The 15,801-nt window shown below is 61.2% G+C and carries 15 protein-coding genes; 13 read left to right on the top strand and 2 right to left on the bottom strand.

Annotation, left to right across the window (positions count from 1 at the left end):
* Positions 1-109: 109 nt before the first annotated feature.
* The 4 genes from ALTER154_RS13275 (at position 110) to pdxH (ending at position 5,024) form a co-directional block, all read left to right on the top strand.
* Positions 110-2,245: a beta-agarase gene (locus ALTER154_RS13275; RefSeq protein ID WP_160090122.1), complete on the top strand. Its 2,136-nt coding sequence runs from the start codon at positions 110-112 to the stop codon at positions 2,243-2,245.
* Between the two features lie 116 nt (positions 2,246-2,361).
* Entirely contained in the window at positions 2,362-3,507 is a 1,146-nt protein-coding gene (locus ALTER154_RS13270; protein WP_160090120.1) for a serine hydrolase domain-containing protein, read from the top strand.
* A 94-nt stretch (positions 3,508-3,601) separates the two neighbouring features.
* Positions 3,602-4,288, top strand: coding sequence for an OmpA family protein (locus ALTER154_RS13265; RefSeq protein ID WP_090252426.1), 687 nt, complete (start codon positions 3,602-3,604; stop codon positions 4,286-4,288).
* 88 nt (positions 4,289-4,376) lie between these two features.
* Positions 4,377-5,024, top strand: a complete 648-nt coding sequence (gene pdxH, locus ALTER154_RS13260; protein ID WP_160087753.1) for a pyridoxamine 5'-phosphate oxidase — start codon at positions 4,377-4,379, stop codon at positions 5,022-5,024.
* 4 nt (positions 5,025-5,028) lie between these two features.
* Here the strand turns inward: pdxH and ALTER154_RS13255 are convergent, their stop codons facing one another.
* Entirely contained in the window at positions 5,029-5,268 is a 240-nt protein-coding gene (locus ALTER154_RS13255) for a hypothetical protein (protein ID WP_160087751.1), read from the bottom strand.
* 175 nt (positions 5,269-5,443) lie between these two features.
* Between ALTER154_RS13255 and ALTER154_RS13250 the strand changes: the two genes are divergently transcribed.
* The 9 genes from ALTER154_RS13250 (at position 5,444) to ALTER154_RS13210 (ending at position 14,061) form a co-directional block, all read left to right on the top strand.
* Positions 5,444-5,905, top strand: a complete 462-nt coding sequence (locus ALTER154_RS13250) for a glycine zipper domain-containing protein (RefSeq protein ID WP_090254068.1) — start codon at positions 5,444-5,446, stop codon at positions 5,903-5,905.
* Positions 5,906-6,230: 325 nt separating this feature from the next.
* Positions 6,231-9,023 (top strand): monovalent cation/H+ antiporter subunit A, encoded by a 2,793-nt coding sequence (locus ALTER154_RS13245; protein ID WP_160087749.1) that lies wholly within the window; start codon positions 6,231-6,233, stop codon positions 9,021-9,023.
* Position 9,024: 1 nt separating this feature from the next.
* Positions 9,025-9,354 (top strand): Na+/H+ antiporter subunit C, encoded by a 330-nt coding sequence (locus tag ALTER154_RS13240; protein WP_160087747.1) that lies wholly within the window; start codon positions 9,025-9,027, stop codon positions 9,352-9,354.
* Positions 9,351-10,856: a monovalent cation/H+ antiporter subunit D gene (locus tag ALTER154_RS13235; RefSeq protein ID WP_160087745.1), complete on the top strand. Its 1,506-nt coding sequence runs from the start codon at positions 9,351-9,353 to the stop codon at positions 10,854-10,856. Before ALTER154_RS13240 ends, ALTER154_RS13235 begins: the two co-directional genes overlap by 4 nt.
* A complete protein-coding gene (locus ALTER154_RS13230) occupies positions 10,853-11,356 on the top strand; it encodes a Na+/H+ antiporter subunit E (RefSeq protein ID WP_160087743.1) in 504 nt (167 codons plus the stop codon). Before ALTER154_RS13235 ends, ALTER154_RS13230 begins: the two co-directional genes overlap by 4 nt.
* Positions 11,341-11,610 carry a K+/H+ antiporter subunit F gene (locus ALTER154_RS13225; protein ID WP_090252444.1) on the top strand — a complete coding sequence of 90 codons (270 nt, stop codon included), beginning with the start codon at positions 11,341-11,343 and terminating at the stop codon, positions 11,608-11,610. The genes ALTER154_RS13230 and ALTER154_RS13225 overlap by 16 nt, the downstream gene beginning before the upstream one ends.
* 23 nt (positions 11,611-11,633) lie before the next feature.
* Positions 11,634-11,966: a Na+/H+ antiporter subunit G gene (locus ALTER154_RS13220; protein ID WP_160087741.1), complete on the top strand. Its 333-nt coding sequence runs from the start codon at positions 11,634-11,636 to the stop codon at positions 11,964-11,966.
* An 84-nt stretch (positions 11,967-12,050) separates the two neighbouring features.
* Positions 12,051-12,956: a DMT family transporter gene (locus ALTER154_RS13215; RefSeq protein ID WP_160087739.1), complete on the top strand. Its 906-nt coding sequence runs from the start codon at positions 12,051-12,053 to the stop codon at positions 12,954-12,956.
* Between the two features lie 10 nt (positions 12,957-12,966).
* Positions 12,967-14,061: a PLP-dependent cysteine synthase family protein gene (locus tag ALTER154_RS13210; protein ID WP_160087737.1), complete on the top strand. Its 1,095-nt coding sequence runs from the start codon at positions 12,967-12,969 to the stop codon at positions 14,059-14,061.
* Between the two features lie 60 nt (positions 14,062-14,121).
* Here ALTER154_RS13210 and ALTER154_RS13205 read toward each other — a convergent pair whose 3' ends face one another.
* Positions 14,122-15,738, bottom strand: coding sequence for an NAD(P)/FAD-dependent oxidoreductase (locus tag ALTER154_RS13205; RefSeq protein ID WP_160087735.1), 1,617 nt, complete (start codon positions 15,736-15,738; stop codon positions 14,122-14,124).
* Positions 15,739-15,801: the final 63 nt, after the last annotated feature.

The following is a 15,801-nucleotide window of genomic DNA, read 5'->3' as shown; positions in this document are numbered from 1 at the left end:
TGCTGCCCAAGGTGGTTGAAACAATGGGGGAGTGTGGTTCGTGAAGGGTAAGCGCAGGCTGCAAACGGCTGTTCTGGTATCAGCGCTCGCGGGCTTTATCGGTGCAGCCATGGCGAAAGAGCCGCAGGAGCTGTTCAACTTTGTGCGGCCGATGGATGCTGTGCAGGTCACCACGCAAGATGCTGACCTGCCTAATCGCATTGGCGAACCGACGCCGCAAGGCGAGGTGCTACGCCGTGTGACCTTTCACACCGCTGCACAGCCGAGTTTGAAGCTTACTCCGCAAAGCGGCAGCTGGGACTGGTCGCAGCAAACTCAAATGAGCCTGCGTGTGCAGAACGCCATGGATTGGGCGCTGACCCTGGATGTGTTGATCGAGAGCACGGATGGTCAACGCTTGAGTGCGCGCATTGCCCTGCCTGCCGGTCCCGCGCAAACCCTGTTGATACCCTTACAAGCCACGTCGCACCGCGATCACGGCATGCGCGCCGGTGTACCGATGCCCTGGACGCACAAGGGCCAGCGGCTGCTGTTGGCGGACACCGTCACGGGTGCGCTGGACCTGAGCAAGGTCAGCGCGGTTACCCTGTCCATGCCGCAGCCGAAAGCTGCGCAACATATTCTGATCAGCCAGTTTGGCGTGAACGCCGAGCCACTTTCGGCGGCGGCCTATGCTGGCATCGTCGACAGTTACGGCCAGTACTCGCGGGCTGATTGGCCGGGCAAGGTCAAGAACGACGAGCAATTGCAGCAGGCTGTGGCTCAAGAGCAGAAGCAATTGCATACCTGGCTGGCTGAACGCCCTGCGCAGGACAAGTTTGCAGGCTGGACCGGTGGGATGCCATTTGAGGCGAGCGGCTTCTTTCGCACCGAGAAACGCGACGGCCGTTGGTACCTGGTAACGCCAGAGGGCCATCCGTTCTACTCGCTAGGCGTGAATGCGGTCACTGCGCAGCAGAGCGCTACTTACGTCGAGGGGCGTGAGGCGATGTTTGCCGGCTTGCCACAACCGGGTGAGGCGCTGGCGGCCTATTTCGGCACGTCCGACAGCCGCAGCGACACCGGCGCCAACCAGGGCCGGGCTTTTGCCAGCGGGCGCTGGTTCGATTTCTACAAGGCCAACCTGCAGCGCAGCTATGGCCAGGTTGACCCCGCGGCCTGGCGTACGCTGAGCCAGGATCGTTTGCAGGCCTGGGGTTTCAATACCCTAGGGAACTGGAGCGAGCCGGCCTTTGGCAGCGATACCCGCATGCCGTTCAGCATCCCGCTGTCGATTCATGGCGATTACGCCACTATCAGCACCGGCGTTGATTGGTGGGGCGCGATGCCTGATCCATTCGACCCGCGTTTTGCCATGGCCACCGAGCGCGCTGTGGCGATTGCCTCGCGCGATCACCGCGACAATCCCTGGCTGCTCGGTTATTTCGCCGATAACGAATTGGCCTGGGCTGGCCCGGCGGATGACCCCAACGGCCGTTACGCCCTGGCCTACGCCACGCTGCGCCTGACCACCGATGTGCCGGCCAAGCGCGCCTTCCTCAAGCAGCTGCGCGACAAGTATCGCAATCAGAATGGCCTGTCTCGCGCCTGGGGTATCGAGCTGCCGGCCTGGGAGCTGATGGAAGATCCGGGCTTTAAGGCGCCGCTGCCAAGCGCCGAGTACCCGGCCATCGAGAAAGACATGCAGGCATTCTTGCGTCTATATGCCGAGACCTACTTCAAGACTATTGCCGACTCGCTCGACTGGCACGCGCCCAATCACCTGCTGCTGGGCGGACGTTTCGCCAGCAGTATTCCCGAGGCGGTGAATGCCTGCGCCGAGTTCTGCGATGTATTGAGTTTCAACTTCTATACCCGTGAGCCGCAGCACGGTTATGACTTCGCCATGCTGCGCCAGCTGGACAAGCCGCTGATGGTCACCGAGTTCCACTTCGGCTCGCGTGACCGTGGGCCGTTCTGGGGCGGTGTTGCCGAGGTTTATAAGGAAGAAGAGCGTGGCCCGGCCTATGCGCATTTCCTGGCCAAGGCCCTGGAAGAGCCGCAGATCGTGGGCTTGCACTGGTTCCAGTACCTCGATCAGCCGGTTACCGGGCGTTTGCTGGATGGCGAGAATGGTCATTTGGGCCTGGTCGCCATTACCGACCGGCCTTGGGATGGCTTTGTCAAAGCCGTGCGCAAAGCCAACCTCGATGTGCCTAAAACGCTGCTCAAGCCTGTTACTGCGCCAGTTCCTGCGGCCCCGTAAACGGCTATTCGCCTAGCTGATAGTAGGATTACCAGCCTTGTGCTGGGTTCACCGCAGGCGTCAGAGCTGAAACAATCTGCCGAACATTTGGCCGAGTATAAAAAGGGGGCAGGGTGGTGCAGATACAGGGTTATTTCGACCTCAAGTTCGAAGCGCTGAGAGACGCCTTTGCGGCACTGTTCGATGAGCCACAGGAGCGCGGTATGGCGCTCTGCGTGCAGGTCGGCGGTGAAACCGTGGTGGATTTGTGGGCCGGGGTTGCCGACAAGGAGGGTCAGCAGGCCTGGCACAGCGACACCATCCTTAACCTGTTCTCCTGTACCAAGACCTTTACTGCAGTCACCGCCTTGCAACTGGTGGGCGAGGGCAAGCTGGAACTGGATGCGCCAGTCGCACGCTACTGGCCCGAGTTCGGCGACGCCGGCAAGGGCAAGATCACCCTGCGTCACTTGCTCAGCCATCAGGCCGGGCTGCCTGCCTTGCGCGAGATGTTGCCGGCCGAAGCCTTATACGACTGGCATGCGATGACCACGGCTCTGGCCGCCGAACAGCCTTGGTGGCCATTGGGTGAGGGCCACGGTTATGCGCCGATCACCTATGGCTGGCTGGTGGGTGAGGTTTTGCGCCGAGTTGAGGGGCGTGGGCCGGGCGAGTCCATCGTCGCGCGCACGGCCAAACCACTGGGTCTGGATTTTCATGTCGGTCTGGCCGACGAAGAGTTCGACCGGGTGGCGATCATCTCCCGTGGTAAGGGCAACTTTGGCGACGCCGCAGCCCAGCGTCTGCTCAAAACCATGATGAGCGAACCAGCGGCCATGAGCACGCGGGCCTTTACCAACCCGCCGTCGATCATGACCAGTACCAATAAGCCTGAGTGGCGGCGCATGCAGCAGCCTGCGGCGAATGGCCATGGCAATGCCCGTAGTCTGGCCGGTTTCTACAGCGGTCTGCTGGATGGTCAGTTGCTGGAAAGCGAGTTGCTGGCCGAGCTGACCCGTGAACACGCGGTCGGTGAAGACAAGACCCTGCTGACCCGCACCCGCTTCGGTTTGGGGTGCATGCTGGATCAGCCCGAGGTTGCCAACGCCACCTATGGCATGGGGCCGCGCGCTTTTGGTCACCCTGGAGCCGGCGGTTCCATTGGCTTTGCCGACCCGGATCGGGATGTGGCCTTCGGGTTTGTCACCAACAACCTAGGACCGTTCGTCTTGATGGACCCCCGTGCGCAGAAACTTGCGCGTCTATTGGCTGATTGTTTGTAGCCAGCTCGGCTAAACTGCTGCGCAACATGGTTTGGCCCGCCGCCCGCGCGGGCCACTGACTGGCTTCTTTTTGCTTACCACGTGTGGATACCCGATGCTCGCCAACAAAACTCTCGCCATCGCTTTGTGTGTACTGATCAGCGGTTGCAGCCTTTTCGAGAAATCCGAAAAGCCCGCGCCGAAAGCGGTGCCAATGCCGCCGCCGGCAGTGACTCAGGCCTGGTTGGATGTATACGAGCCGAAGGTGCGTGAAGCGATCAAAGGCACCCATTTCGAGTTTGAGCGTCGGGAAAATCTGCTGGTGGTCACTGCGCCGGTGCAGGGCTCCTTCAACCCGGATCGTCCGCACATGATGCTGCCAGCCACCCTGGCCCCGCTGAGCCGCATGGCCAAGTTGCTGGAAAGTGATGAAACCATCGGGGTGTTGATTCTCGGCCATGCTGACAGCAGCGGTGAAGTAAACGCCAACCGTGATCTTAGCCAGCAACGCGCCCGTGCATTTACCTCGATTTTCCGCCTTAGCGGGCTCAAGCAGAACCGTTTAATGGTCAAGGGCCTGGGCTCGGACATGCCGCGTGCGGCCAACGACAGCCAACAAGGCCGTGCGCTGAATCGCCGGGTGGAAATTCTCCTGACCTCGAAAGCCACCCTGAACGCGCTTATCGCCAAATACAGCCAGCCGGCAGCGGCTCCCGCCCCAGCAGTCGCGGCCAGCAAAACCGTAGCAGACAAAAACGCCAAAACTGTCGCCAAGGCCGATAAGCCCGCCAAAAGCCAGTAAGGGCTTTGTCGCGGCGTGTTGCCGCAGATCAAGCCAAATAGAGCGCTCGCGGGTAAGCTAGGCACCATCTGTTCGAGAGGATGTGCCCATGACTCAAACCCTGGCTGATATGCGCCGTGACTACACCCGTGATGGCTTGAGCGAAACGCAGGCGCCGCTCGAGCCGTTTGCGTTATTTGAGCAGTGGTTTGCCGAGGCGGTGAAAACCGAGCAGGTACCGGTCGAACCCAATGCCATGACCCTGGCGACCGTTGATGCCGACGGTCGCCCGCACTGCCGGGTGCTGTTGCTCAAGGGGCTGGATGCGCGCGGCTTCACCTTCTTCAGTAATTACGACAGCGCCAAAGGTCAGCATCTGGCTGCCAACCCCTTTGCCGCCATGACCTTCTTCTGGCCCAGCCTGGAGCGTCAGGTGCGCATTGAGGGGCGTGTTGAGCGGGTCACGGCCGATGAGTGTGATGCTTACTTTAAGGTGCGTCCGCTGGGCAGCCGACTGGGGGCATGGGCCTCGCCGCAGAGTCGGGTGATTGCCGATCGTGCTGAGCTGGAAGCCCTGCTTGAAGAGACCGAACAACGCTTCCTGGATCGCGCGCCACATTGCCCGCCGCACTGGGGTGGCTATCGCCTGCTGCCGGAGCGCATCGAGTTCTGGCAAGGTCGCTCCAGTCGTCTGCATGACCGCCTCAACTTCCGTTTGCAGGGCACCAACTGGCTCCGCGAGCGTTTGGCTCCCTGAGTTCTCAGCAGTCGCCGGCGTATTCTCTGGCGGCTTGCTCAAGCCAGGCGGGTAGGTTACTGCGCGTGATACCGGCGGCTTGGGCTTCAGCCAGGCGAGTGAGCATATAGCTGCGTCTGGCTGCGCAGTCGCCCGCCAGTGATAACGCCAGGTCGCGGTCCATCCAGCGTTTGATTCGCACATACAGCCACCAGTGGAAGTACAGCCCAGCCACACTGGTGATGACGACGATAAAGTAATCCATAAGTCCTCCAAGCCAAGTCTTAGCTTAGGCTGATTGGGTATTGAGGTTGCACGCGGCGTAGTGTCGCGCTAACGCTCTGCATCGCAGCTTGGGTAAAGATTTGCTGCATATTGGCGGGTGACAGCTAAGCTGCGCAGGCGGTTTAATGAACACCTGCCTAACTGGAGAAATGATCATGCGTAACCCTGTTCTGTTGGCCGCTTCGTTTGCCGTGCTGACCCTGTTGGGCGGCTGCGCCTCCAGCCTGACTGGTGACACCTACTCGCGTGATGAGGCGCGAACCGTGCAGACCGTGCGCATGGGCACCATCGAAGCACTGCGCCCAGTCAAGATCGAAGGCACCAAGACCCCAATCGGCGCCGGTGCCGGTGCGGTTATCGGCGGTGTCGCCGGCAGTGGTGTGGGCGGTGGTCGCGGCAGTGCCGTGGCGGCCGTGATCGGTGCAGTGGCCGGTGGTTTGCTCGGCGCGATGACCGAGGAAGGGCTGACCCGCACCCAAGGTGTGGAAATCACCGTCCGCGAAGACGATGGCAGCATGCGTGCCTATGTTCAGGCCGTTGAAGAAAATCAGGTTTTCCGCGTTGGCGAGCGCGTGCGCATCCTGACGGTAAATGGCACCAGCCGCGTTTCTCACTGAGTTTTGAAAAGGCCGGATCAGTGCTGACTGATCCGGTTTTTTATTGCCTTTTTTCTAGATAAACCAGATGGTTATCCGTGTTTTAAGGGATTTTCAGGCGACTTCGCGGAAAACGGAGTGTTTAGTAATAATTCTATCCATGACGATTGACCGATAGTTATGGATAATCGCGCTCGCTGTTGTCCCGGCAGGCGCTCGTAACGCCGCGGTGCAATACTTTTGTGTGAGTGCGGCTTCGGTCAGTGCTGTGGCGGGCCGCCAGTAAGCAGGTTAGGGAGTCAGCCGGGTACGGGAACGTGCTGGGTTCGTATTAAGGGGTTTTTCTATGACGCTTGCGCTGATCATCGCCTTGCCATTTCTCGGCATTTTTCTGCCATTACTGGCCGAGCGTCTGGGCCGCTCCGCCTGCGCCGCGGCGGCCGGGGTGGCGCCTCTGATGGCTCTGGTACTGCTGCTTTCGCAGCAGTCGGCGGTGTTCTCTGGCGAGCTGCTGAAGGTCAAGCTGGAGTGGTTACCGGCCCTGGGCTTGAATCTCAGCCTGCGTCTCGATGGCTTGGGCTTTCTGTTTGCCCTGCTGATTCTCGGCATTGGCCTGCTGGTCATTCTTTACGCGCGTTACTACCTGTCGAAGAAAGAGCCGATGGGGCGCTTCTTCGCCTTCCTCTTGCTGTTTATGGGCGCCATGCTCGGCGTGGTGCTGTCGGAAAACCTGCTGCTGATGCTGATGTTCTGGGAGCTAACCAGCCTGTCGTCGTTCCTGCTGATTGGTTTCTGGGGCGCCCGTTCGGATGCCCGCAAAGGCGCGCGCATGGCCTTGGCCGTGACCGGCGGCGGTGGTCTGGCATTGTTCGCCGGGATTCTGCTGATCGGCCATATCGCCGGCAGTTTCGAGTTATCCCAGGTGCTGGCGGCCGGTTATGCGATCCGCGCCCATGAACTGTACCCGCTGGCGCTGATTCTGGTGCTGCTGGGCGTGTTCACCAAGTCGGCGCAGTTCCCGTTCCATTTCTGGCTGCCCCATGCCATGGCCGCGCCGACGCCGGTCTCGGCGTATCTGCATTCGGCGACCATGGTCAAGGCCGGGGTGTTTCTTCTGGCGCGTCTGTATCCGGCGTTGGCGGGGTCGGAGTGGTGGTTCTACCTGGTCAGTATCACCGGCCTGGTGACCTTGCTGGTTGGTGCCGGGATGGCCCTGTTTCAGCATGACCTCAAGGGCTTGCTGGCCTATTCAACGATCAGCCACCTGGGCCTGATCACCTTGTTGTTCGGCCTGGACACCCGCCTGGCGGCAGTGGCAGCGGTGTTCCATATCATCAACCACGCCACCTTCAAGGCCTCGCTGTTTATGGCGGCAGGGATCATCGACCACGAAACTGGTAGCCGCGATATGCGGCGCATCAACGGTATGTGGAAGTACATGCCGCACACGGCGGTTCTGGCGATGGTGGCAGCCTCGGCGATGGCCGGGGTGCCGTTGCTCAATGGCTTCTTGAGCAAGGAGATGTTCTTTACCGAAACGCTCAATCAGCACCTGCTGGGCAGCTTCAACTGGGTAATTCCGGCGGCGGCCACATTGGCCGGGGTGTTCTCGGTGGCCTATTCGCTGCGCTTTATCCACGACGTGTTCTTCAACGGCGAGCCGGTCGACCTGCCGCATTACCCGCCGCATGAACCGCCGCGCTACATGAAAGTGCCGGTGGAGATTCTGGTGTTCCTCTGCCTGCTGGTGGGGATTATTCCGGCCTATACCGTGGCACCTTTGCTGGCTGCTGCCGCTTCCGCCACCCTGGGCGGTGATGTGCCAAGTTACAGTCTGGCGATCTGGCATGGTTTCAACCTGCCGCTGCTGATGAGCTTTATTGCCTTGTTCGGCGGGATTTTGGTGTACGTGTTCCGCCAGCCGCTATTCCGTTGGTATGCCGGGCTGCCGAGTGTGGATGCCAAGTTGATCTTTGAGCGCGGCATACAGTTGCTGGTCAAGGCGTGCAGTGGCTTTACCCAATGGCTGGAGAATGCTTCGCTGCAGCGCTATCTGGCACTGTTGCTGGCGGCCGCCTTGTTGGTGGTGACTCAGGGGCTGAGCTCCTTGCCGCAGATCAGTGGGCCGGTGGCGATGACCGAGATTGACGGCATCACTGCTCTGGGGCTGGGCATCATGGCGTTTGCCGCGCTGGTAACGGTGGTGTTCCACCGGCAGCGTCTGGTTTCGTTGTTGATGCTTAGCGTGGTCGGTCTGATGGTGGCCTTGGCCTTCGCCCGCTATTCGGCGCCGGATTTGGCCCTGACCCAGCTCTCGGTCGAGGTGGTGACCATCATCCTGTTGATGCTCGCCTTGTTCTTCCTGCCGGCGCAGACGCGCATCGAGTCCAGCAGCCTGCGCGGCCTGCGCGATTTCACCCTGGCGGTTGGCAGTGGGGTGATGGTGGCGATGCTGGTATTCGCCGTGCTGACGCGGCCGTACGACAGCATTTCAGCGTTCTTCCTGGAGAACAGCGTACCGGGCGGCGGCGGCACCAACGTGGTCAACGTGATTCTGGTGGACTTCCGTGGCTTCGATACCCTCGGTGAGGTCACTGTGCTGGCGATTGCGGCCGTGGGCATCTTTGCGTTGCTTGATGGTTTGCGCCTGTTCCAACCCAAGGTCGATGCACAAGGCCGCAACTGGGCGCGGGACCGCCATCCGCTGATCCTCGCCACCTTGTCGCGGGTGCTACTGCCGATGGCGCTACTGGTCTCGGTGTTTATCTTCCTGCGTGGCCATAACCTGCCCGGTGGCGGCTTTATTGCCGGTTTGGTGACGGCCGTGGCGCTGATCCTGCAATACGTCGCCAGCGGCGTGCAGTGGACGCAATCGCGCCTGCCATTGAACTACCAAGGCATGGCGGGTCTCGGCGTGATGATCGCCGGCCTGACGGGTTTGGGCAGCTGGCTGTTTGATCGGCCGTTCCTGACCTCCGCCTTCGGTCATTTCCATATCCCGCTGGTCGGAGAAATTGAGCTGGCTACCGCCCTGTTGTTTGACCTGGGCGTGTACCTGACGGTGGTAGGCGCGACCCTGCTGATTCTCGCCAACCTGGGCAAGTTGACCCAGGAAAAAGCTGTAGAAGAGGTGCTTTGAAATGGAAGCCATATTTGCCGCAACCTTGGGCCTCCTCACCGCCAGCGGTGTGTACTTGCTGCTGCGTGCGCGGACCTTTCCAGTGGTGCTGGGGCTGACGCTGATTTCCTACGCGGTCAACCTGTTCCTGTTTGCCATGGGTCGCTTGCAGAGCGGTGTGGTCACGGTGATTGGCAAGGGCAGTGCCTACGCGGACCCACTGCCGCAGGCGCTGGTGCTGACCGCCATCGTTATCGGCTTTGCCATGACGGCCTTCGTGGTGGTGCTGGCGCTGCGCAGCGTGGGCGAAACCCAGACAGACCATGTTGACGGCCAGGAGCCAGCACAATGAATCACGGCGTGATCCTGCCCATTCTGCTGCCGATGTTTGCCGGCAGCCTGTTGTTGCTCGGTGCGGGCTTGAGCCTGCGGGTCAAACGTAGCCTGTCGCTGGTGGCGACCCTGTTGCTGCTGCCATTGAGCGGCTATCTGCTCTGGCTGGCTGATCAGGACGTGCTGCAGGTCTATGCCGCCGGTAACTGGGCGGCGCCTTTTGGCATCATCCTGCTGCTCGATCGGCTGAGCGCCTTGTTGCTGGTGGTCACGGCGGTGCTGGGTAGCTTTGCTCTGTTGTATGCGGTGCGTGGCGACGATGAGCGCGGGCAGAGTTTTCATGCGCTGTTCCAGTTTCAGCTAATGGGCATCAACGGCGCCTTCCTCACGGGTGATCTGTTCAACCTGTTCGTGTTCTTCGAAATCCTGCTGATTGCCTCCTATGCGCTGCTGGTGCATGGCGGTGGGGCAGAACGGGTGCGCGCGGGGCTGCATTACGTGGTACTGAACCTGGTGGGGTCGGCGTTCTTCCTGCTCGCCGTGGGCGTGCTGTATGGCATCACCGGCACCCTGAACATGGCTGATATGGCCATTCGCGTGGCGGCTGCCGGGCCAGATGATGCGGCGCTGCTGGGCGCTGCTGGCTTGCTGCTGCTGGTGGTATTCGGCCTCAAAGCGGCGTTTCTGCCGCTGTATTTCTGGCTGCCCAAGGCTTATGCCTCGGCCACTGCGCCGGTCGCGGCGCTGTTTGCGATCATGACCAAGGTCGGCCTGTATTCGATCATCCGTGTGTACACACTGATCTTTGGTGATGAGGCCGGCAGCCTGGCCAATATGGCCAACGACTGGCTCTGGCCGATTGCCTTGCTGACCCTGGCGCTGGGTGTGATCGGTGCACTAGCAGCCGTTAGCTTGCAGGGGCTCCTGGCGTATCTGGTGGTGGTATCGGTCGGCACTTTGCTCGCCGGCATTGCCATCGGCACTGAGCAAGCCTTGGCCGCAGCCCTGTATTACCTGGTACACAGCACCTGGGTCGCCGGTGGACTGTTCCTGCTGGCGGACCTGATTGCCCGTCAGCGTGGCGATAAGCAGGCGCTGCTGGTGCAAGGTCCCGCGCTGCAGAACCCGCACCTGCTCGGCGGCCTGTTCTTCTTCGGCGCGATTGCCGTGGCCGGCCTGCCGCCGCTGTCTGGGTTTATCGGCAAGCTGTTGCTGCTGCGCTCGCTGGAGCCGGGTGTGCAGGCGCTCATGCTGTGGCCCGTGGTGCTGGGCGGCGGCCTGCTGACTTTGGTGGCCCTTAGCCGTGCCGGCAGCATGCTGTTCTGGCGCGTCGGCTTGAGCCAGCTGGACAGTGCCGAGCTGGATTTTGGCCGGCTGCTGGCCTGCGCTGGTTTGCTGCTGCTCAGCCTGGTGCTGATGGTTGGTGCCGCGCCGCTGCTGAGTTATGTCGAGGCTACCGCCAGCCAACTGCATGATTTGGCGCTGTACCGGCAAATCATCGAATCGGGAGCTGCACGATGAAAGCACGTCGCTGGTTACCCCATCCGCTGCTGAGCGTGTGCCTGCTGTTGGTCTGGCTGCTGCTGATGAATGACCTGAGCCTGGGGCACTGGCTACTCGGTGCGCTGCTCGGCTGGACCATTCCGCTGTTGACCCAGGTGTTCTGGATCAACCCGCCACGGGTGCACAAACCGTTCAAGCTGTGCCTGTTTTTGCTGCGCATCCTCGGCGATATCATCACGGCCAATCTGCAGGTGGCCAAGCTGATCCTTGGATCGACCGCCAAGCTGCGCCCAGCCTTCGTGGAAATTCCCATGCTGCTGGAAGATGAACTGGCCCTGACCATGCTCACCAGCATTATTTCTCTGACCCCGGGCACGGTCTCTGCCGACCTCAGTGACGACCGCAAGATGCTCCTGGTGCACGGCCTGGATGTGCCGGACCCTGACGCCTTGGTCGCAGAAATCAAACAGCGTTACGAAGCCCCCCTGCTGGAGGTGTTCACATGCTCGCCTACGTGATCCCGCTGTGCCTGATGATCATTGGCGTGGCCCTGGTGCTGACCATGGCGCGCCTTATCATCGGCCCGGATTTGCCCGACCGCATCCTGGCCCTGGATACCCTGTATATCAACGCGATTGCCATGCTGGTGTTGCTCGGTATCTGGCTGGGATCGGACCTGTATTTTGAAGCCGCCCTGCTGATTGCGGTGATGGGCTTTATTGGCACAGTGGCAGTGGCCAAGTATTTGTTGCGCGGCGACATCATCGAGTAACAACGTTCTACGGAGACTGCTGAATGGATACCTGGATCGAAGCGCTGGTGGCGCTGTTTCTGCTGATCGGCAGCCTATTCGCCTTGATCGGTGCGATTGGCTTGTACCGCCTGCCGGACTTTTTTATGCGCCTGCACGGCCCGACCAAAGCCAGCACCTTGGGCGTGGGCGGCATGGTGATTGCTTCGCTGATCTACTTCAGCTTTCGCGGTGAGGGCGTTAGCTTGCATGAGCTGCTGATTGCCCTGTTTCTGTTTATCACCGCACCGGTCAGCGCCCACATGTTGGCCAAAGCCGCACTGCAGCAGAAGCTGCGAATCAGCGAGCAAACTCGCGGTAAGCCCTGGGAACAATAAGCCCACACAGTTCAAGGCGCTGACTGTATCTGTCGGCGTCGCGTATGCCTCTCTACACTGCAGCCTTTAGTCAGGGGCTTGGGTATGCAAGAGCGGGAAAGGGGCATCGCGATCATCTGCCTGGTGATCGCCATGGCGCTGTGGGGCAGTTCTTTTATTGCGCTCAAGTTGGCCTTTGCCGAGCTGCCGCCTCTGTGGGTGATCTTCGGCCGTATGGCTTTGGGCAGTCTGGTGTTTCTGCTGGCCTGGCGCTGGCGTGGGCAGATGCACTACCGCGCCGGTGACTGGAAGTACCTGCTCGGCCTGGCGGCCTGCGAACCCTGCCTGTATTTCCTCTTTGAAGCCCTGGCGCTGCAGCACACCAGCGCCGCGCAAGCGGGCATGGTCACGGCTTTGCTGCCGCTGCTGGTGGCGGTGGGGGCGTTTGTCTTCCTGCGTGAACGGATCAGTCGCATCACCCTGTCGGGGTTTCTGATCGCCCTGGTCGGCGCCGTATGGCTGAGCCTGGCCGGCAGTGCCGACGAGCACGCCAGTAACCCAATCCTCGGCAACTTCTACGAGCTGCTCGCGATGCTCTGCGCCATGGGTTACACCCTGCTGCTCAAGCACTTGTCATCGCGCTATTCGCCCTTTCTGCTTACTGCCATGGTGGCCTTTGTCGGCACTGTTTTCTTTCTGCCTTTGGCCTGGTTCAGCGCGCCGTTGCCGAGCAGCGTCAGCCCCATGGGCCTGGGCGCGGTGGCCTATCTGGGCATTCTGGTCACCGTGGGCGCTTATGGGCTCTACAACTTCGGCGTCAGCCGCTTGCCGGCCAGCCAGGCCTCAGGTTTTACCAACCTGATCCCGGTGTTCACCTTGCTGTTCGCCATACTGTTATTGGACGAAAGCCTGAATGGCATGCAGATGCTGGCAGCCGCCTTGGTGTTTGCCGGTGTGTTGTTGAGTCAGTGGCGAGGCGCGCGCGTAGTGCCCGCTGGTGTTCTGGATTAGGGGATAAGGTATGAGCGATTCAAGAAGCTGGGCGCGCGAAGCGATCCGCATCATTGAGGCGGATTTTCAGCGCAGCGCCGACACCCACCTGATACCCCTGTCGCTGCCGGGATTGCCCGGCGTCGAGCTGTATTTCAAGGACGAATCCAGCCACCCCACCGGCAGCCTCAAACACCGGCTGGCGCGATCGTTGTTTCTTTATGCGCTGTGTAACGGCTGGCTCAAACCCGGCGCACCGGTGATCGAGGCGTCCAGTGGTTCCACGGCAATTTCCGAGGCCTATTTCGCCCGCTTACTGGGGCTGCCGTTTATCGCGGTGATGCCGGCCAGCACCTCGAAGGAGAAGATCGCGCAGATCGCCTTCTACGGCGGCCAGAGCCATCTGGTGACGGATCCGACGCAAATCTACGCTGAGTCTGAGCGCCTGGCGCGTGAGAGCGGCGGGCATTTTATGGATCAGTTCACCTACGCCGAGCGCGCCACCGACTGGCGCGCCAACAACAACATCGCCGAGTCGATCTTCCAGCAGCTGCGCAGTGAACGTTTCCCTGAGCCGAGTTGGCTGGTGTCCAGTCCCGGCACTGGCGGCACCTTGGCGACCCTAGGGCGTTATGTGCGTTATCGCCGCCACAACACCCGGGTTTTTTGCGCCGATGCTGAGCGTTCGGTGTTTTTCGATTACTACCGCACCGGTGATGCCAGCCTGTGCCTGAACCACGGTTCGCGTATCGAAGGTATTGGCCGGCCACGGGTCGAGGCGTCCTTTCTGCCGACGGTGATCGACGCCATGTGCAAGGTGCCGGATGCGCTTTCCCTGGCCGCCATGCATTACCTGGCGCAGCGCCTGGGCCGGAATGTGGGTGGCTCCAGCGGCACTAACCTGATTGGCGCGTTGCTGGTGGCTCAGCGTATGGTCGCGTCGGGTGAGTCCGGTTCGGTGGTGGCGATTCTCTGCGATGGCGGCGAGCGCTATGCCGACAGCTACTACGACTTCGCCTGGCTCAGTGCTCAGGGGTTCGATTTGGCCGCGTTAATAACTGCTGTGGCGGACTGTGCCGAGCGTGGCATTCCTTTGCCTGCTGACCTGCCCACCGCCGGTCTGTAACTTAAACCGGCGGGCGGTCTGAATTGCGCCATGGGCTGATCAGTAACCAGCAGCGGCTTGTCAGGCTTCTGCAATCCCGAGCATGTCGCGAATCAGCGCTTCTGCCACACGAATGCCATCCACCCCGGCAGAGAGAATGCCGCCGGCGTAACCCGCGCCTTCCCCGGCCGGGTATAGGCCGCGAACGTTGAGGCTCTGCATATCCGCGCCACGGGTGATGCGCAGCGGCGAGGAGGTGCGTGTCTCGATGCCGGTCAGTACCGCGTCATGCAGGTCGAAGCCTTTGATCTGTTTGCCGAAGGCCGGCAGCGCTTCGCGGATCGCTTCGATGGCGAAGTCCGGCAGCGCCAGGGCTAAGTCACCGAGCTTGATTCCCGGTTTATACGATGGTTCGACGCTGCCCAGGTCAGTGGTCGGCTTGCCGGCAATAAAGTCGCCGACCAGTTGCCCCGGCGCTTCGTAGGTACTGCCGCCGAGCAGATAGGCCTGGGATTCAAGACGTTCCTGCAATTCCACCCCGGCCAGTGGGCCGCCTGGGTAATCCTGCTCTGGAGTGATGCCGACGACGATGCCGGCGTTGGCGTTGCGTTCGTTACGTGAGTACTGGCTCATGCCGTTGGTCACCACGCGGTTCGGCTCCGAGGTGGCCGCCACCACGGTGCCGCCAGGGCACATGCAGAAGCTGTAGACCGAGCGGCCGTTCTTGGCGTGGTGCACCAGTTTGTAATCCGCAGCACCGAGCTTTGGGTGGCCGGCGTATTTGCCAAGACGCGCGCGGTCGATCAGACCTTGCGGGTGCTCGATACGAAAACCCACCGAGAACGGCTTGGCTTCCATAAATACTTCACGTTTGTGCAGCATGCGGAAAGTGTCACGCGAGCTGTGGCCCAGGGCCAGGATCACCTGGCGGCTGAGAATCTGCTCGCCGCTGTCGAGCACCACACCTTTGAGCTGGCCATCCTCGATCAGCACATCGCTGACGCGCTGCTGAAAACGCACTTCGCCGCCCAGCGCTTTGATCTCTTCGCGCATGGTGGCGACCACGCCGGTGAGGCGGAAGGTGCCGATATGTGGCTTGCTGACGTAGAGAATTTCCTCTGGCGCGCCGGCTTTGACGAACTCCTGCAGCACCTTGCGCCCGTAATGTTTGGGGTCTTTGATCTGGCTGTACAGCTTGCCGTCGGAGAAGGTGCCGGCACCGCCTTCGCCGAATTGCACGTTGGACTCGGGGTTGAGCACGTTCTTGCGCCACAGGCCCCAGGTGTCCTTGGTGCGCTGGCGCACTTCGGTGCCGCGTTCCAGCACGATGGGTTTGAGTCCGGCCTGGGCGAGAATCAGCGCGGCGAAAATCCCGCACGGGCCGAAACCGACGACCAGCGGACGCTCTGCGAGGTTCTCGGGCGCCATGCCGACTGGTTTGTAGGCGGTATCCGGTGTGATGCTGATATGCCGGTCATCGCTGAACGTGGCCAGCAGCGCCGCTTCATCGCGCAGCTCGCAGTCGATGGTGTAGATGAAGTGCATTTCAGTGGATTTCTTGCGCGCGTCGTAGCTGCGCTTGAACAAGGTGAAGTCGAGCAGCTCGCTGTCGGCAATCCCGAGTCGCTGGACGATGGCCGGGCGCAGGGCCTCGTCGGGATGGTCGAGGGGCAGCTTGAGTTCGGTGATACGAAGCATGAGGGACGATCCACTTTCAGGGCCGGAGGCAACCCGGCAGCTTTTAAAAGGCGGCGATTATAC

It is taken from the genome of Pseudomonas sp. 9AZ, from assembly GCF_902506525.1.
Classification (GTDB): domain Bacteria; phylum Pseudomonadota; class Gammaproteobacteria; order Pseudomonadales; family Pseudomonadaceae; genus Aquipseudomonas; species Aquipseudomonas peli.
Note: the sequence above shows the minus strand (reverse complement) of the source record. Positions and strands in the feature narration are given on the sequence as shown.